The organism is Streptococcus chosunensis (genome assembly GCF_003626515.1).
Lineage (GTDB): Bacteria > Bacillota > Bacilli > Lactobacillales > Streptococcaceae > Streptococcus > Streptococcus chosunensis.
In genome coordinates this window covers 264,587-282,209 of the sequence record NZ_RBCK01000002.1, presented here as the reverse complement: position 1 = coordinate 282,209, position 17,623 = coordinate 264,587, and the positions used below count along the sequence as shown (strand labels likewise).

Annotated in this window: 21 protein-coding genes and 1 pseudogene; 3 read left to right on the top strand and 19 right to left on the bottom strand. The window is 39.9% G+C overall.

The window, feature by feature from the left end; translation table 11 throughout:
• The first annotated feature begins 226 nt into the window (after positions 1-226).
• The 3 genes from D7D54_RS07310 (at position 227) to D7D54_RS07300 (ending at position 3,030) form a co-directional block, all read left to right on the top strand.
• The gene (locus tag D7D54_RS07310; RefSeq protein ID WP_120719130.1) at positions 227-1,216 is read left to right on the top strand and encodes a PTS sugar transporter subunit IIB; all 990 of its coding nucleotides are present in this window, start codon (positions 227-229) and stop codon (positions 1,214-1,216) included.
• A 75-nt stretch (positions 1,217-1,291) separates the two neighbouring features.
• Entirely contained in the window at positions 1,292-2,104 is an 813-nt protein-coding gene (locus tag D7D54_RS07305) for a PTS mannose/fructose/sorbose transporter subunit IIC (RefSeq protein ID WP_049479446.1), read from the top strand.
• A gap of 14 nt (positions 2,105-2,118) precedes the next feature.
• Positions 2,119-3,030, top strand: a complete 912-nt coding sequence (locus D7D54_RS07300) for a PTS system mannose/fructose/sorbose family transporter subunit IID (protein WP_000818322.1) — start codon at positions 2,119-2,121, stop codon at positions 3,028-3,030.
• Positions 3,031-3,264: 234 nt separating this feature from the next.
• Here the strand turns inward: D7D54_RS07300 and D7D54_RS07295 are convergent, their stop codons facing one another.
• The 19 genes and pseudogenes from D7D54_RS07295 to D7D54_RS07220 form a co-directional block, all read right to left on the bottom strand.
• Positions 3,265-3,660, bottom strand: a complete 396-nt coding sequence (locus D7D54_RS07295) for a leucine-rich repeat domain-containing protein (RefSeq protein ID WP_075230488.1) — start codon at positions 3,658-3,660, stop codon at positions 3,265-3,267.
• Positions 3,661-4,022: 362 nt separating this feature from the next.
• Positions 4,023-4,268 carry a hypothetical protein gene (locus tag D7D54_RS07290; RefSeq protein ID WP_004238875.1) on the bottom strand — a complete coding sequence of 82 codons (246 nt, stop codon included), beginning with the start codon at positions 4,266-4,268 and terminating at the stop codon, positions 4,023-4,025.
• 119 nt (positions 4,269-4,387) lie between these two features.
• Positions 4,388-4,804: pseudogene (locus D7D54_RS07285) on the bottom strand (phage tail tip lysozyme); the annotation flags it as partial.
• A 25-nt stretch (positions 4,805-4,829) separates the two neighbouring features.
• Positions 4,830-7,184, bottom strand: a complete 2,355-nt coding sequence (locus D7D54_RS07280) for a VirB4-like conjugal transfer ATPase, CD1110 family (protein ID WP_031237680.1) — start codon at positions 7,182-7,184, stop codon at positions 4,830-4,832.
• Positions 7,144-7,491: a PrgI family protein gene (locus D7D54_RS07275; protein ID WP_006155160.1), complete on the bottom strand. Its 348-nt coding sequence runs from the start codon at positions 7,489-7,491 to the stop codon at positions 7,144-7,146. Before D7D54_RS07275 ends, D7D54_RS07280 begins: the two co-directional genes overlap by 41 nt.
• Positions 7,488-7,721 carry a hypothetical protein gene (locus D7D54_RS07270; protein ID WP_020901960.1) on the bottom strand — a complete coding sequence of 78 codons (234 nt, stop codon included), beginning with the start codon at positions 7,719-7,721 and terminating at the stop codon, positions 7,488-7,490. The genes D7D54_RS07275 and D7D54_RS07270 overlap by 4 nt, the downstream gene beginning before the upstream one ends.
• Before the next feature lie 8 nt (positions 7,722-7,729).
• The gene (locus tag D7D54_RS07265; RefSeq protein ID WP_020901959.1) at positions 7,730-8,476 is read right to left on the bottom strand and encodes a hypothetical protein; all 747 of its coding nucleotides are present in this window, start codon (positions 8,474-8,476) and stop codon (positions 7,730-7,732) included.
• Positions 8,477-8,503: 27 nt separating this feature from the next.
• The gene (locus D7D54_RS07260; RefSeq protein ID WP_000340303.1) at positions 8,504-8,728 is read right to left on the bottom strand and encodes a hypothetical protein; all 225 of its coding nucleotides are present in this window, start codon (positions 8,726-8,728) and stop codon (positions 8,504-8,506) included.
• A 70-nt stretch (positions 8,729-8,798) separates the two neighbouring features.
• Complete coding sequence (locus D7D54_RS07255; RefSeq protein ID WP_020901958.1) at positions 8,799-9,299, bottom strand: hypothetical protein; 501 nt, start codon at positions 9,297-9,299, stop codon at positions 8,799-8,801.
• Positions 9,300-9,362: 63 nt separating this feature from the next.
• The gene (locus D7D54_RS07250; protein ID WP_020901957.1) at positions 9,363-13,070 is read right to left on the bottom strand and encodes an SspB-related isopeptide-forming adhesin; all 3,708 of its coding nucleotides are present in this window, start codon (positions 13,068-13,070) and stop codon (positions 9,363-9,365) included.
• A gap of 19 nt (positions 13,071-13,089) precedes the next feature.
• A complete protein-coding gene (locus tag D7D54_RS07245; RefSeq protein ID WP_120719129.1) occupies positions 13,090-13,944 on the bottom strand; it encodes an LPXTG cell wall anchor domain-containing protein in 855 nt (284 codons plus the stop codon).
• Positions 13,945-13,957: 13 nt separating this feature from the next.
• Positions 13,958-14,266, bottom strand: a complete 309-nt coding sequence (locus D7D54_RS07240) for a hypothetical protein (protein WP_020901885.1) — start codon at positions 14,264-14,266, stop codon at positions 13,958-13,960.
• Between the two features lie 289 nt (positions 14,267-14,555).
• Positions 14,556-14,771 carry a helix-turn-helix transcriptional regulator gene (locus D7D54_RS07235; protein ID WP_020901884.1) on the bottom strand — a complete coding sequence of 72 codons (216 nt, stop codon included), beginning with the start codon at positions 14,769-14,771 and terminating at the stop codon, positions 14,556-14,558.
• A gap of 2 nt (positions 14,772-14,773) precedes the next feature.
• A complete protein-coding gene (locus D7D54_RS09590; RefSeq protein ID WP_020901883.1) occupies positions 14,774-14,908 on the bottom strand; it encodes a hypothetical protein in 135 nt (44 codons plus the stop codon).
• Between the two features lie 23 nt (positions 14,909-14,931).
• Positions 14,932-15,198 carry a hypothetical protein gene (locus D7D54_RS07230; protein WP_020901882.1) on the bottom strand — a complete coding sequence of 89 codons (267 nt, stop codon included), beginning with the start codon at positions 15,196-15,198 and terminating at the stop codon, positions 14,932-14,934.
• A gap of 4 nt (positions 15,199-15,202) precedes the next feature.
• Entirely contained in the window at positions 15,203-15,370 is a 168-nt protein-coding gene (locus tag D7D54_RS09385) for a hypothetical protein (protein WP_020901881.1), read from the bottom strand.
• The gene (locus D7D54_RS07225) at positions 15,364-16,488 is read right to left on the bottom strand and encodes a replication initiator protein A (RefSeq protein ID WP_020901880.1); all 1,125 of its coding nucleotides are present in this window, start codon (positions 16,486-16,488) and stop codon (positions 15,364-15,366) included. Before D7D54_RS07225 ends, D7D54_RS09385 begins: the two co-directional genes overlap by 7 nt.
• On the bottom strand, positions 16,488-16,670 hold the full coding sequence (locus D7D54_RS09295) for a hypothetical protein (protein WP_031237655.1): 183 nt from the start codon (positions 16,668-16,670) through the stop codon (positions 16,488-16,490). Before D7D54_RS09295 ends, D7D54_RS07225 begins: the two co-directional genes overlap by 1 nt.
• A gap of 278 nt (positions 16,671-16,948) precedes the next feature.
• Complete coding sequence (locus D7D54_RS07220; protein WP_020901879.1) at positions 16,949-17,623, bottom strand: LiaF transmembrane domain-containing protein; 675 nt, start codon at positions 17,621-17,623, stop codon at positions 16,949-16,951.

Here is a 17,623-nt window from a genome sequence, read left to right as displayed (position 1 = left end):
AAACCTATTTTAAAAGTTGGAAGCTTCTTCCAACTTTTTTATATTAAATTTTTAAATAAGGATTCAAAATCACTCTTTAAAAACTTAATATATCAATATTTTTTAAACAAAACCTTTTTCCTTTTTTATGTTAAATAGTTGCTTTTTACATGAAAACGGTTTATACTTAAACAGTCTTAAAGTTTTCTTAAATGAAAACTAAAACAAAAAAGGAGGAATGACAATAATGAGTATCGGAATCATTATTGCGAGCCACGGCGAATTTGCTGCGGGTATTCATCAGTCAGGATCTATGATCTTTGGTGAACAAGAAAAGGTTCAAGTTGTAACCTTTATGCCAAATGAAGGTCCTGATGATCTATACGCTAAGTTTAATAACGCTGTTGCTGCATTTGACGCAGAAGATGAGGTTCTAGTTTTGGCTGACCTTTGGAGTGGATCTCCATTCAACCAAGCTAGCCGCGTGATGGGAGAAAATCCTGAGCGTAAGTTTGCCATCATCACAGGACTTAACTTACCGATGTTGATTCAAGCCTATACAGAGCGCCTGATGGACGCTGCTGCAGGTGTAGAAAAAGTCGCTGCTAATATTATTAAAGAAGCCAAAGATGGCATCAAAGCTCTTCCAGAAGAGCTAAATCCAGCTGAGGAAGTTGCAAGTGCTGCAGTTGCTCCAGTTGCCCAAGCTGCTATCCCAGAAGGAACTGTTATCGGAGATGGAAAACTCAAGATTAACCTTGCCCGTCTAGACACTCGTCTCCTTCACGGTCAGGTTGCAACTGCTTGGACTCCAGATTCAAAAGCAGACCGTATCATCGTTGCTTCAGATAACGTAGCAAACGACGATCTTCGTAAAGAATTGATTAAACAAGCAGCTCCTAACGGTGTAAAAGCTAACGTTGTCCCAATCCAGAAATTGATCGACGTTGCAAAAGACCCACGTTTCGGCGAAACTCATGCCCTTATCTTGTTTGAAACTCCACAAGATGCACTTCGTGCTATCGAAGGTGGCGTGCCAATCAAGACCCTTAACGTTGGTTCTATGGCTCACTCAACAGGTAAAACAATGATCAACAACGTTTTGTCTATGGACAAAGAAGACGTTGCAACCTTTGAAAAAATGCGTGACCTCGGTGTTGAATTTGACGTACGTAAAGTACCAAACGACACGAAAAAAGATTTGTTTGACTTGATTAAGAAAGCAAACGTTCAATAATGTTAATCTGTTTCTATCATTTTTGAAAACAGGATTAAATACTTTATTAAAACTAAATAGAAAAGGAATAAAACCATGTCAGATATTTCAATCATTTCTGCTATCTTGGTTGTAGTTGTTGCCTTCCTTGCAGGTCTTGAAGGTATCCTCGACCAATTCCAATTCCATCAACCAATCGTCGCATGTACCCTTATCGGACTTGCAACTGGTAACCTCGAAGCAGGGGTTATGCTTGGTGGATCTCTTCAAATGATCGCCCTTGGTTGGGCAAACATCGGAGCTGCCGTAGCTCCTGACGCTGCTCTTGCATCTGTTGCTGCAGCAATCATCTTGATCAAAGGTGGTAACTTTACTACTGATGGTATCGCCGTTGCAACGGCAACAGCTATCCCTCTTGCTGTAGCTGGACTTTTCTTGACAATGATTGTTCGTACAATCTCAGTTGCCTTAGTTCACTCAGCTGATGCTGCTGCTAAAGACGGAAACATTGCAGCTGTTGAGCGTGCTCACTTTGTTGCACTTCTTCTTCAAGGTCTTCGTATTGCAATCCCTGCTGCCTTCCTTATCGCTATCCCAGCTTCTGCTGTTCAAGATGCTCTTGGTTTGATGCCAGAATGGTTGAATGGTGGTATGGCTGTCGGTGGTGCTATGGTCGTTGCCGTTGGTTACGCTATGGTTATCAACATGATGGCAACTCGTGAAGTATGGCCATTCTTCGCAATCGGTTTTGCTCTTGCAGCAATCTCTCAATTGACTTTGATTGCCCTTGGTGTCATCGGTGTTGCCCTTGCCTTCATCTACCTTAACCTTACAAAACAAGGTGGAAACGGTGGCGGCGGAGCTGCAACTTCTAACGACCCAATCGGTGATATCCTAGAAGACTACTAGAAAGGGGAACAATCATGGCTGAAAAAATTCAATTATCAAAATCAGATCGTCAAAAAGTTTGGTGGCGTTCACAATTCCTTCAAGGTTCTTGGAACTACGAACGTATGCAAAACTTGGGTTGGGCTTACTCATTGATCCCAGCTATCAAAAAATTGTACACTAAAAAAGAAGACCAAGCGGCTGCTCTTGAGCGCCACCTTGAATTCTTCAACACTCACCCATACGTCGCTGCTCCAATCATGGGGGTTACTCTTGCACTTGAAGAAGAGCGCGCTAACGGTGTTGAAATCGACGACGCGGCTATCCAAGGGGTTAAAATCGGTATGATGGGACCTCTTGCTGGTATCGGTGACCCAGTATTCTGGTTTACAGTTCGTCCTATCCTTGGAGCTCTTGGTGCATCACTTGCTGCATCTGGTAACCTTGTTGGTCCACTTCTCTTCTTCTTCGGATGGAATGCTATCCGTATGGCCTTCCTATGGTACACACAAGAGTTCGGTTACAAAGCTGGATCTGAGATCACTAAAGACATGTCTGGTGGTATCTTGAAAGACATCACTAAAGGTGCTTCTATCCTTGGTATGTTCATCCTTGCCGTTCTTGTACAACGTTGGGTATCCATCAACTTCACTATCAACCTTCCAGGCAAACAATTGTCAGAAGGTGCCTACATCAACTTCCCAGAAGGTCCTGTTACAGGAGCTGAGTTGAAGGGCATTCTTGGTCAAGCGCTTAGTGGTATGAGCCTAGATAGAGTTCAACCACAAACGCTTCAAGGTCAGTTGGACTCATTGATTCCAGGATTGATGGGACTTCTCCTTACTTTCCTTTGCATGTGGTTGCTTAAGAAAAAAGTATCTCCAATCACAATCATCCTTGCCCTCTTTGCAGTTGGTATCGCAGCTCGTTTCTTCGGTATCATGTAATCTTGGTGAGAATGTACAAACAAAAAAAGAATCAGGTTTATCACCTGATTCTTTTGGCTCTTTGTCAAATAGTGTTGATGAAGAACCTAATGAAAAAAGAATCCAACAAAAATTGGACTACCTGTCTCCGGTTGAATACCGAAGACGGTAGCCCTAGGGTGTTTTTATTAAATTCTCACTTTTTGGGGTCAGTCCCTAAGCCTGATAGTAATTTTTTGTTCATACTATTCCCCTTTAGTCATTTACTACTTTAAGTTGCATTGCTTTAGCTACTTCTTCTGCCTTTGATCCCTTAGGTGTATGGATTTCTACATCTGGGTTACAGTTATCCACAAAATAGAAGTATTCTGTAATTTCTGTTACACTTGCTGGAATTGTAATAGATTTAATTGATGATGTCCCCCAAAATACTAATGTTCCAATACTCTTTGTTCCTTCTGGGAATACAACTGATTCTAATGAACTATCAGAGTTGAAAACATCATCTTCTACTGTTTCTATTGACTTACCAAAGTGGACATACTTTAACTTATTGTCAATCGTAAACGCACCTTTTCCAATATATCGTACTGTATCTGGTAAAACGATTGCCTCACAATGTTTCAAGTTAGCAAGACCACGTTCTCCAATTGCGATAACAGGTTTACCTTTAATTTCCTTTGGTACACGAACAACCTTATCGTCAGAAGTACAACTATAGATGACATAACCTTCTTCCCATAAATATACGTATGTTAATATATTAATATATTTAAGGATTTATAACTATAGTTCCTTAATTTTCCCAGTAAAAAAACGAAAGGCACCACAAGTTATTTATGTGTTTTCTTTAAACGATTCATGTACTTCTGTCGCAACTTCTCACCCGCCTTTAATTGCGGTTGCGATAGATTGAGGACCTAAATATGCATCCCCTGCTATTAGTTCATTTCTATTGTATTCTGATGTTGACCGAAAGTCAAATTTTTACCTTTCATCTAGAACACTAAAGTCTACTTTTGTTCAATTGCTGCAACGACAAGGTCACATGGAATAATATGTTCACTACCTGCCACTTCATGCGTTGATCTTCTTCCACTTTCATCTGATTCACCAAGTTCCATTGTAATAACCTTTACACCAGTTACTTTCCCACTCTCATCACGCAATACTTCTTTAATATTCTCTAAGAAATGGAATGTAACACCTTCATTGTGTGCATCTTTGATTTGTAGTGTAGCTTCTAGTATATTGTTCATATGGTCATCATTCTTTTGTTTTAGGTTTCAGCGCTTTTAATATAATGGATGTTGGCCTTTTTGTATACACTAAAATAGGGTTGGTGGAAAATTTCCATCAACCCTAAAAATTATAGAACCCGAATGTTTTTCCTCGCCTGAACCCAGTCTCCAAGAATCTCATTATCTCTGACTGTCTTCTCAACGTCGTGTCTCACTTTCATTCGGGCACTTTGTTTTGCACGTTTCTTCAGGCGGTTAGGGATATAACTGTCATCAGCCTTTTTAGCTCGTTTATAGAGCGTTGTTGCAATTTGTTTTTCCAACTTTGCTCGATCACGTTGTTGCTTAAAGAAAAGACCTCTAGCTGTTGCTTGAGGTCCTTTATGTAGTTTATAATTTTTGTTCGCTAAGCGATAATTCTTCTTAGCTTCTTTAAATGCAACTTTTGAGTCTAAACATGCTTCTTTAGGAGCTTTTTTATTATTGAGGGATGATCCTTCTTTGATTCTCCTCTTACGCTCCTGTTTTAATTGTTTTGGATCACTTTCAAACAAAAGAAATCACCTCTCTTTCTATTTTTTAACTATCTGTAGCAACCAATTGATACAGTTTGGTATCTTTAGGGATAGGATTTTCAAATGGAACAATGGTATCTCCAGCGACAATCAAACCAGTACCCTTTGCTTTTGGCCGCAAGACAAATCGCTCTAGCGAAGGCGTAAGAGGGATAACCTGCTCCAGGGCTTCCAGGTCTGTCCGTTTCAACTTCAGGAGGGCTAGAAACTCACAGTTTGCAACTAGCTTTCTACCTTCCTCTGTAGATAAAACAGTCTCTGGGTTCTGTGTAATCCCTGTTGGAATAGCTCCGTACTTACGAATACGTGAGTATAGTTCGGTAAAGAAGGTTGCTTGCAATTTATTTTTGAAGTATAGCTGCAACTCATCAAAGTACAACCATGTAATAGCTTTTCCTTGATTATTGACTACCTGGTTCCAGATGAAGTCCTGAATCACCAAGAGAGCAAATGGCTTCAATTTACCACTCAACTGCTTGAGATTGAAGATAATAAAGCGACTATTCATATTGACATTTGTAGGATGAGCAAAGATATCGTTTGAACCGATAGTATAAGGTTCTGCCTTCAGCGCCAGATCCTTGGCCACATCTTCAGGTTGACGTTCTAAAACTGCTTGCCAATCCTTAAAGGTTGGTTTTTCAAATTCCTCATAGGTCTTTCTCGTTACACGGTCAATCATCGCAAATTCATCGTCTGATACCTCAGAGAATATATTCTCAAACAAGGTTGATAAGAGGTTTGATTTTTGGCCAATCGGGTCACTATCTTCTGCCTGCAGTTTATCCTTATCAGGGAGATCCAACAAGTTAAAGTGATGTTGTGATCCAGGAGCGATTGTGATAATTTCTGCATCCAATTCTCGGCCAATACCAGTGTACTCATCTTCAGGATCGACGATAATAATATTATCTTCAGGGTAACGTAGAGTTGTAGGAATTATCTCTCCACCTTTAGCAAGAACAGATTTTCCTGATCCTGAAGTCCCAAAGATACAACCTGAACCTGTATTCAAGTCTTTCTTACGGTCAACTGTGATAGCGTTCTTTGATAGTTGATTCTGGCCATAATAAATTGCACGTGGACTGTTAGATCGAAGATCTACGTTGGTAAATGGGACTTGTGTGGCCAAGTTACTGGTAGTCATATCTCTCATAAAACGGCGTTTTACGTTGATAAATGGAATTCCAATCGGTAGAATGGTATTCAAGGATTCTTCCTGGTACAAGTAACACTTATCCAGTTCTACCGTATTCTTACGGACAGATCGTTGAACCTGCTCTGTGTAGATATTCAACTCTTCCAGAGTGTCAGCTATGAAGAAAATCGTCATCACACCTGAAAACATTTTTTGGTCATTGTCCTGGAGTTCTTCAGTCCATTTCTCTGTTTCGCGAGATGTCTCCACAGCTTTCCCACCAACGGCCAGGTCACTTCCATAACCTTCTTTTGCGGCAGCCTTCTGACTTTTGATCATTTCCCTACGTACACTTGACTTAACTGTCTTGATTTTCTTCAGGGCATCTGCAGTATCATAGGGCTTCGCATGTAGGCTGATAGCCAATTCAATTCCTGTATCCAGAATATTCTTAATCAGTTTGTCATTCAAGAAGGTAGGATATTGTCTAACATACATCACCCTTGCGAAACAATCATCAATTTTCATATGATCTTTTTCAAACTTCAGATAGTTTGGAGCTACAAAGTCCCTGGTAGATAATCCAGAAATAGCGATGTCTTCATAGTTGAAATCAATAAAACCTTCTCGCCTCAAGAGTTTTCGGAAGATAAGAAGACGATCTAATCCCTCTAACTCCTTAAAGGAGATTCCTAAGCCACTGTATTGACTTTCAATAACGCTGGCTGTATCATCGAGGATTCTTCTAGCTTGATGATCCTGGTCTGTTTGGGTAGTAATCGTCAGATATTTTTCCACCTTAAAGGTATTTTGTTCCTGAGAGAAACGATCATTGATCATCGCATTGTACTCTTTACGATAATCGTCATATCCATCTCCAACTAAATCATAGCGGATAGAAGATAAGCTATTGCTTTCTACTCGACGATTCAGGATCAATAGCTGCATATCATTATCAATATCCAGCGAATTAAAAATATCAGCGTTTGTTTCAATGATATCAATTCGCTCATCATCTGTTGCAGTAATATAGCTTGTATCACCTAGGCGATAGGTCTTTGAAAATTGATCATTTGTAATTTTCATGAGCCCATCAGGCATCAACCATTGATAATTAAGACTATTCTGTGTAGATGCCGTCATGGTACGTCTTAGACGTTTGGCCCGTTCCCGTTCTTCCTTAGAGAGTTTCAGGGTTTTCTTTCGGCCGAATAAATTCATTTCTTGTGTATTCCTTTCTGTCATAATCTGTCTGATAAGAGCGTTCCTGCTTAGTCAAAAGGAAACGAACCTCATCTTTAATTTTTTCATCAATATAACACCCGAAAATAACAAAAGGCGCTAATAATAAAATATCAACGCCATAAAGTATTATATCAGGTGCCTTAAGCCAATAGAGGATAGTAGTGACAACTACTGTCAATGCTATCCCAAATAGTAGCACTAACTGTCTCAGTGTCATATACCCTAAAACTGGCCTTTCGTAGCTATCTAAAGCCTTTAAAAATTCACTGCCTAAACGTGTCATTCTGTTCCTTTCTTCCAGTTATCTTTTCTAAAGAAAATAAATTCACTTCCACAGGCTAAAATAATACCACTTACGATAGCCAGCCAATCTGTCTGTAGAGCTCTACGGCACAAGTAATAGAAAAAGAGAGCCCTAAGTAAAAACAGTAGCCCCCAGACTACTGTTTTTAAAATAACTCTCCAAATATTTCCTAGCACTTGCTGACTTTTCTGTGAGTGCTTTTTAACCATTTCTCCTCCTAGTTCACCTGCAGGATATTTTTGGCCATTCGTTGGCTGCCAAATAGCAGGACAATGTAAATAATTCCTTTTGCGATTGCTACGAGTGCAGTTATAAAAGCTCCAGTCTTATCAACTGTCAAGAGATCATTAGTGACAATAGCTGGGTAAAGCATGATCACAACCACTAGAATCAAGCCCTGAAGGACAGCAGCAGCATAGAGCTTAAAGAAACCGAGGCAGATCGGACGTAAGCTATCCACCATGTAACAAGCGACAATAATTTTAGCGATTCCCTTATACGTGTAAAGTGTAAAAGAGCGCAACAAGATCAACAACTTAGTCGATATCTGACCGACAAAATCAACAACCCCATAAATAATCTTAAAGAACCATTTTTCCATAGCACCTAAGCCTTTAAAATCTGGTGCCTCAGAACTGAAAGGATCTGTAGCATTTTTAGCTACTAACTTAATGATAACATTGAACAACCATGACAAGGCATCAAAAATTGCATCCACATAGAGGATAAAAAAGAGTGCAATAGCATACTTGAGGATTTCTTCAATCCAAAGCTGAAAAGACAGCTCTCCACCATTGCTTTTAAGATGCTGGTGCCAGTTCATGAGGTTGATCCCCATAAAAAGGAGAAGAAGCAAAATGGCTACCTTCTCCATCGAACCCGAAATAGTTTCCATCAATTCATAGGCTGTCACATTATAGTCCTTCAGACTCATGGTTAGTTGATCAAGCGTGGATTGGTTCATGAAACCACCTCCTCTTTCTTCATCATCCTAACCAAGAGATTGAAGACCTGTTGCCAAAGCTGTAAAGAGGGCTTTTAGGACGGCACCGAGAAGAGCGCCTAAAATCAAACTTTGAATTCCTTTATCCTTCTTGTCATCCAATTCACGTTTGATTCCTACTGCTAAGTCCCAGGCACCCCAAGCGGCCCAACCAATACCGATAATCCCACCGATATTCCCAATTTTGTTAATAAAATCTACAACTGCATCCATTATTTTTCTCACTTTCTTTTATAAAAAGGTACTAAGAAAGATTCCTAGTACCTACTTTGTTTATTTAATACTATTTTTCATCCTCTGGATGAAAGGTTAGAGAGAGGGCTGTAATCACAGCCAAGACAACGATGATGGTCGTTTCCCACCAGTAATAGATTGGAACACCGTGAGGGAAAACAAAATCTGTCATCAGATTATTAAACCATTCTGGAGCAGGAATGTTCTGCTTAGTTAGGAAAACATATCCCTGTAATCCAAAACCTATTACGAAGAAAGATACAATCTTAAACACAAACCAACCAATTGCTGTCGCAATCAAGCTCTTAATCAGATTAAAGATAAAGAGGAGAAACATGAGTGGAGTCACAACCATCAAAACGGCAGCTCTCGCAATCACACTCGGTAGGTTCTTTATTCCTGACCAGATGGCTTTTCCTAGCCAACGTAGGCCTTTTTTCCACTTCTTCTCTGCTTCAGGTTTGGTGACTTCTGATTTTGTTTTAGTTGGGGTATAGTATCTATATCCACTTCTAGTCACATGTGCATCCATTTTCGTGTCCTTTCTCATCTCTCTTCCCCCTCTTTTTTATGGCTTCATTATACCATAGACGAGGGGGAATTTCTAGATGTTCTATTTTTTATGCTTACGAAGTCCAGCTCCTGCAAGACTTATCAATCCCAAAATCATTCCCCAAGTTGGAAGCATGCTTGCAGCTGTTCCAGTATTTGGAAGCGATGCTTGTGGTTGTGGCTTGTGTGGTTCTTTAGGCTCTGGTTTTGGAGGTTCTGGCGTTGTGGTTGTCACTTTAGCCGTCATCTCTTGTAAATTGACTGTATTGATAAAGGTATTTTCAACCTTCCCAGCTGCAATACGTTCGACTTCAATATAAAAATCAACGTCAAACGTACCTTTCACTCCTAGAGAGTTCAAGAAATCTTTGTCAATAGAATATGCCCACTTACCAGCTTTTTCATTCCATGTTACTTTAACAATCTTCTTGATAAAGTCAGAGTTTGTACTTTGGTCAAACTCTAACTGGAACGTATAAGCAGAACCTTTAGCAATCTTGTCTCCTGCCTTAACCACTTTTCCGTTAGACAAGACTACATCATAAGGCAATGTAAGCTCTTTTTCGGCAACATATTCTGTACCACGAATGACACCAGACCAATTACCTGTGTATCTGTCATGAACCACATCCAACTGGTCACTACCGTCATATTGGAAGAGGCTATCGTGTTTGGTTGGAACCGTTACGCCATCGAGTAGATAGCGGATGTATTGGCCAATCTGTACTTCTTGGCCATCCAAAACTTTTTTATTATCCTTTTGATCCAGGGCATGTTTCTCTGGATTCACATCAGGAACTGAGACAGTGACAAGAGTTGATTGATAGCCATTGCCAAAGTCAATTTGTTTAAAGTCATTCTCGACTTTCTCCCCTGCTTTAATCAAGAGTTTAGCTGGAAGATCAATCGTCACGTTTTTATTTTGCTTCACGTAATTTTTGTAGAAGCTCGCAGAGTCTTTCGGTGTCCAAAGATAGAACTCACCTTTAGGGTTCAAGTTCAATTCCTTCAGGATGTTATTGATTGCATCTGTACGACCTGCATCTGAGAGCACATGGTACATATCAAAGAGATTTTTCACATCTTTACCTGCAGCAGTCATCTTGATCTTGCTGTGGTCAACTGTGAAGGCATTGTCTTGAACGTCATCCAGGATAGCAAACTTCTTACCAAGTACCTGCGCTGAAGCAAGAGTTTTGGTGTATGGACTGTAATCTGTTGTCAAACGGAAGGTAACGTTGCGATCAAACGTTGTCGCACCGTTTATATTCTTACCAGAACGATCCAGAACTGATTTTACTGGTTTTGGAGGTCTTGATGTATAGTTTACCACAGTGTTTGAGAATACTTCATAGTTATTCACTAACACTTTATAAGTGTTGTCATAGAATCCTTTATCATAGATTGGCTTCCAAGTAATCACAGGAGCTTCTAAGCGTTTCCCTTCGTAGGTTGCAGTAAACGTATAAGTGTTCTTTCCTGCATCATAGGCAACGCCCCAACCCGCTTTCTCTGTAGCTGCCTTTGTGACAGCTACATCAGGAACAGCACCAGCTTCGAGTGGGTCAATGATGGTAATCTTGTCACCTTTTTTCAGGTTCGCATATACATTATCATGGGTCAATGTATAGGTCTGAGTAGAGTTTTTAGCAACTGTTTGGCCATCTGTGTTGGTCTTATCTGTATCTGCTACAGATTTGCTGACAACTGGCTTATACTGTAACTTGTAGCCGTGATAGCTTGCGGATAACTTCTGATTTTTAGTTTCAGAAATAGTTTTAAGAGCCAAGGTTGGCTTAACTGGATTCTTCGCTTTGACCAATTCAGCTGATACAGGTTCAGTCTTAACTGGCTTCACGGTTGTTTTTGTGATAGTTGCCGTAGCTGGAACTTCAACAACTGGCGTTACAAACTTCGTATTCAAAGCGAACCAATAGGTTTGGCCACTTGGACTATCTGGTCCATCCCATTGGATAAATTCGGTTGTGAAGGCTGTTCCTTCCTTGAAAACACCAAGTGCAGCGCCCTTGTATTGGTAAGGTGAGTCAGATGTATCCCAAAGATGCCCTACATCTTCTTGGCGGTTGTAGTCTTCAGCATAGACATAGCCATAATCTTTGTTTTCTGTAACAGTGGAGCCGTTAATTTCAACGTGAGTTCCGTTAATGGCTTTCGCACCTTCCCAACCAATACCATTGTGATTGAGTGAAGAATAGGTCAGGGTTGCAGGAGTCTTTTCACTTGCTTTGAAGGTTACTTCTTTCCCATCCACATTGTAGTAGTAGGTATCCGTAACCAAGAAATTCATGTAGTCTGCTGATCCACCAGCTCCATCGTTACGAGCTACTACGAATCCTTCTGTTGGGTCATTCAAGACATAGACATCATTCAATCCTGTCTTCCCTTGATTAAGAATCTCGAATTTTCGATGGATACGGGAAATATCATGCTTTTTACCATCTGCAGTTGAAACAGTCAAACCTTTCAGATTAGTGTAGTCAATTTCTGTCTTCCATCCAGTGCCAACATCCTTATATTTCAAGACCTTAGTCGAGTCAAGAATACGACCATATCCTGAAGAACCACTTGAGGAAGCAATATAACTTGTCGTTACTACTGTTGAACCTGAAGCAGATGACTTCACTGTTGCTTCAGGATTAGCTGTTGCAAGACTGAGAGCTTGCAAGACTACTTCTTTTGTGTAGCCTTCCGTGCTTGTCTTAGATCGAAGTTCATTGTATTTCTTCTGCCAGTCTGCTTGTGCTTTCTTAGCTTTATCATAAGCTGCTTGGTTTTGTTTCCCAATTTGCTTCGCTTCATCAGCTGAAGAAACTTCCTGTGTTTTAGAAGTTAAAAGTACGCCAGAATTTTTCAAATCAGCTGATTTGCGATCAGCATCTTGATTGACTTGATCACTAGCATTCTTCTTCTCTGTGTAGGCAGCCATAATCGCTTTGTTAAGCTCAACTTTTCCTTTTGCAGCTGCAATAGCCTGGTCATTTTTCTTTTGTAGTGCCTCTACTTCTTTGACTGAAGAAACAGTACGTGTCACGACCTTAACATCAACTTTTTCTTTCTTCAGCTGTTCAGATGCGCTTTCTACCGCTTTGTTTAAAATAGTAGCTTGTTTAACAGTAGTATCATAGTTTCCTTTTTCAACCAAGTAATCTGCTACTGCTTTCTTGTTCTCTGACAAGACTTTCTTAGCTGTTGTAACAGCTTCCTTGTTTTTAGATGCTGTTCCATCAGTAGCTGTCGAACCGTCATTCGTTACAATGACAGTTGTTTCCCCTTCATGTTTGGCTTTTTCATCAGCTACAAATTTATTGTTAGCGTGAATAGCTTCATGCGCTTCTTTGAAGGCCTCATTATTTTGAACTTGTTTTGCAGTTGTAGCTTCAAGCTCCTTGACCTGCTTGTCCTGATCTTGCTTAATCTCAGACTTAGATTGTTCAAGACTAGATGAATTAGTGTCTGTACCTTTGTCAACACTTGGTGTTTCAGATACAACTACTCCAGCTTTTTTAGCCTTTTCAGTAGCCTTTGTGACTTCTGTACTATCAATCGCTACAGACTGGCTTCCTGTTGTTTTACCAGCTTGTTTTGCGTATGCGTTGTTGTCATTTTTGCTTTCAGGCTGGACTGCTTCATCTGCCAATACAGATCCTGCAGAGAAAGCTACAATCCCTGCAACTGCGATTCCCGAAACTAAGCCTTTAGCCCATTTTTTCTTACGGAAATATCCGTGTCCTTTTGTTTTTTCTGTCATATATGTCTCCTTTTCTTAATTAAAATAGTTTTTTCTTGTAAAAGTAACCCACTGCTGTCAACAACATGCCACCAATAGTACCTAGAATACTTTCTGCGGTTCCAGTGTTTGGAAGTGTTTTAAGTTTGCCTTCTTTATCAGTAACAGAGATAGTCTTATCTTCGTTGACAGTACCTCCGACCTCTTCAGGAGCAACTACAGAGCCATTTGAAAGGACAAGATTTCCGTTTTGAGTGCTGACAATTGATGCTCCTGTATTCGTTTCAACAGGATCTTTTATCAGATCATGAACCACTTGACCTGTTGCGGTTGAAATAGTCCCAATTTGTGTTTTTCCTTGCTCGTTCGCCTCATCTGTTGTTTTTGGCTTTTCAGCTGGGACTCCATCAAGGCTACCTGCATTATCCCTGTCCTGTGGCTTGTCTGAAGGTGCTGGTTTATCAGTTGTCACTCCGTCAAGACTTCCTGCGTTGTCTTTGTCTTGTGGTTTATCTGATGGTGTTGGTACACCATCGAGACTACCTGCATTATCCTTGTCTTGCGCCTTATCTGAAGGTGCTGGTTTATCAGCTGGCACTCCGTCAAGACTTCCTGCGTTATTCTTGTCTGAGGGAGCTGTTGGATCAACTGGAGTAACTGAAGGCTCTGTTGGCTGAACTGCTGGAGCTTCTGTTTCTGTTGAAGCGCTAGGTGCTGTTGGCTGAACTGCTGGAGCCTCTGTTTCTGTTGAAGTGCTAGGTGCTGTTGGCGTAACTACTTCTGTTGTTGGAGCTGAAGAATCAATTGGTGCAAGCTCGTCTGCTGATACAAATCCAGCTTGTCCAAGGACAATTGTTGATAGTGCTAGTGTAGCTAATACTTGTTTTTTGTTCATGATTTTTCCTTTTCTAATTTTTAGTGTTCTTAGGCTGGTAGCCTTTTCCTGTCAAGCGAAGTTCCACTCCCGATGGACTTCTGACTTTCCTAGCCACTATGTGGCTTCCTTTTTTGATAGTGCGAATTTGATCATAAACCTTTTTATAAGGCAAATGAAATTCAACATCCCTTAGAATACCGTCTACGTATCCTCTAGCCTGTTTGACTGCATAGTCTGGCTTCAGGATAAGGTCTGTTCCGTCCTCTAAGCGAGCTGTCGCACCTCCTTGCTTTCCTAAGTTTTTTAAGTCCCTTAAGCGGACAGTTGTTTCATCTATCATAGATTTCTCCTTGAAGTTGAAAGGCGAAATAACGCCGTGCTGTGTAAAAACGTATTTTTACATCGGTATTTCATGTGCTGGGTTTATAGTCTAGGAACCCTTACTCCTTCAGCTTATGACCTTTGTCATGCTTTTTCGTTCAGTGGCTGGACTAGATATCCTTTTCTAGTTTGCTACTCGCCCCCGTTTCTTTTTTATCCATAGCCACGCTGTATCAGGGCAAGCCTTGTATTCAGTTTTCAAAGGTCTGTAGTTTAATGACTTCTCGGTCAATATAGAGTTATCTGTACTAGGTTTGGTCCGATTCTGATCCTAACAGGTAGTCAATAGTTACACCAAAGTATTCTGCTACTTTTTTAGCATTTTCAAGACTTATCTGACTATATCCTGTTTCCCAGTTCGATATGGTGTTACGAAATACTCCTATCTGATCAGCCAAGGCTTGCTGAGACAATCTAGACTGCTTTCGTAATTCTCTGATACGATTTTGTGTTTGTTTCCTCACATCTACTTGTCTCCTTCATTATTTGGACTTGATAGTATTTCATCATCCATCAGAGGAGCATTCTTCAGCTCCAGCATGACAAGCCCTATTCCATAAGCTAAGATCAATAATAAAGCCATTGTAACTAGTTTAAACATTACTATCCTCCTGATATTGTTCCTTATTTTGTCCGATAAGTTATCTTCTTCACCCAGCGAGGATTGATAGAAAACGGCGGAGTCGCTGATGGAAAATTCATACTCGCTCCTGTTCCAAATGAACTTGATACCATTTTTTCTAGTTCCTCTAAGTTGGAAGTGACGGAAATACTGTCTACCGTTTTATCAAAATACTCTACAATCATTTCAATCTCTTGAACTGGTTGAGAAGGTGTAGCCTTCACAGCTTGTAATCTGTTCATTCTCTCTTGGTTATTAAACAATCCCATGAAATCAATCCTCTTTCTGTTGCCATGATGAGAAAATTTGGCTGAGTTTCTCAGCTCTTTCTTTTTTCGGTAAATCAAAAACAGCTTTAGGAACCATGTAGATTTTCTCCTTCGGGCTACGACCTATCGTTAGCACTTTACCATCAATTGATCTAAATTCATCTTTTAACATGTTTCAACTCCCTTAGACAATTCTGATAAATAGCTATTGAGTTTCGTCTCCGACAGTTTATCTGGATAATAGTATGCAATCAGACTAGGGCACTCATCAGGGAATTTTCTAGCGAGCTCACTTTGTCTTGATAGCTCCATAAAGCCCTGTTCTTTTTCGATAAGCAGAGCCATTTTCCAGAAGCGAATCATCATTTTGTAGAAGTACGCTGGAACATTCTGGATTGGTTTTTCTTCAGTCTCTCCTGTTTTAATTTTGAAAATCAATTTATCAAGCTCACGTTCAAGATCTTGCAGCCAAACCTCTCCATAAATTTCCTGATTAGCTAAGAGGTTATTGTAATTCTTCTCAACTTGACGTTTTGATTGATAGATTTTATTTTCAAGAATTTTTGCATCTTTTCCAAACAAACTGAGTTTCTGAACTAGAGTAGGAGAAAGAAAACCATGTTGCCCCATTTTAAATGCTTCAGAGATTGATAAATCAGATAAAGATGACTCGCCCTCGTATCGATTAGTATCGTATGAGGACTCTGTCTGACTCCTCTCTGTATTTATTCCGTCCGCTTCGTGGACGTTTTGAAGTCCATTTTGCGGACGTCCATTTTTGATACTTTCGCTATTACCAATGCTTTGGGGTACTTTTTCATAGAGAACTTTACCAAAAGCATTAACCCTCTTCAGTAACTCACCATCAGCTGAATAGTGCTCCACTATTTCTAAATTAGCATCTACTAGCTGAAGATAAAGTCTATTTGGCTTATTGAGTCCCTGCCTAACTTCCCGTAAGAGACCATGTTCTTGCAGTTCTTTCTTGATTTTAGTAACCTTCATCTTTCCCTTATCCAGTAGTAGCATCAAGTCAGAAACTGTAAAAATTAGAAAGACTGCTCCATTTTCATCAACGTAATCTCTATTGCCCTTCTGGAATGAACTGATACTTAATTTACAACGATTATAGAGAGCCCCATAAGCTAACTTAGCATCAGATGAAAGACCTGTGTAAGAACTAGTCAATTTGACATAGCCGTTCTCATTGTGTTGAATACGGGTGAAAAATATTTCTGGAATTTGATAAAAAGTTAGAGTAGCTAGTTGATCAATTGTGATATCCGCCATTAGTAGCCTCCTACAACTTGTAACCTCAAGCCACCAGCTTCAGGAAAATAAACAAGATGAGTTTGCTCTAACTCTTCAATAGCTGCAATAGCACGGCTTCTAGTCCATCCCATTGTATTCATCAAATCTAAAATCATTATGTCTCTAGTCAACCTTGAGACCTTTGTTTTGTGTTGTTTCATAGGTAATCCTTTCTTGTCACAAGCTAGTGTTAATTTACAGCTATATCATAATGGATAATGAGAAAATCTGTTTTAAAGGGACAATGAAATAAATTATAGAATCAAGGCATATAATTTATTTCCCTAAATATATCCCATCAATTCTGGATTATCTGACATTTTTTCTCCTTTCTTTAATTTTTGCAACGAAAAAAGAGAGCGATTTTCTCGCTCTCTCAAGTTTTATGATATTTAATTTTTCACTTTCCCAAAACTCTAGACACTTACGGAAGATTTTTTTATTTGACGTAGACAACACCAAGTTTACCAAAAGCCACTTCCCCGCGAATAATCAAGGTTTTGCTGGTTGGGGCTACAGGAGCATCTGCCTTAGCTGCACCAAAGAAAGTTTCTACCTTTAAATCAACTTCCCAATGTTGGGGAACATAAATAACTGCACTTCCGAAACCAACTTCCACCTTCAGGGTTGCGGTATCTCCTAAAATCTCTGCATTGTCATAATATATCTTGGCACTGCCAAAACCAACTTCTACTTGGTCTTCTACCAATTCTTGGTTTTGCTTGTAGAAAGTCCCCGTCCCAAAAGCGACTTCCTTATCTATAAGAATGGTCTTTTCACCATCATGCCACCATTTTTTCCCATTCCAAGTTCTGTTAGAGTGAGTGAGTGTGCTGACACCCATTACGATTAAAATACTAGCCCAAATAAGTGAAACCGGAGATAGCTGAATCCAATCATAAAAAAGATTCACTATATTTAATGCTGTTAATGCTAAAAAAGTGGCACTTGTCCAATGATGCCTAAGGGAAGATTCTATTGCCTTATAAAAAAGAAAAGCAATAAAGATGAAGGGAGAATACTTAGTCTCCAAGGATGGGACACCATAATGTCCCTGTAATAAAATCCATGCCGCCAATACTAGCAACACAATACCAAATACTTTCTTTTTCAT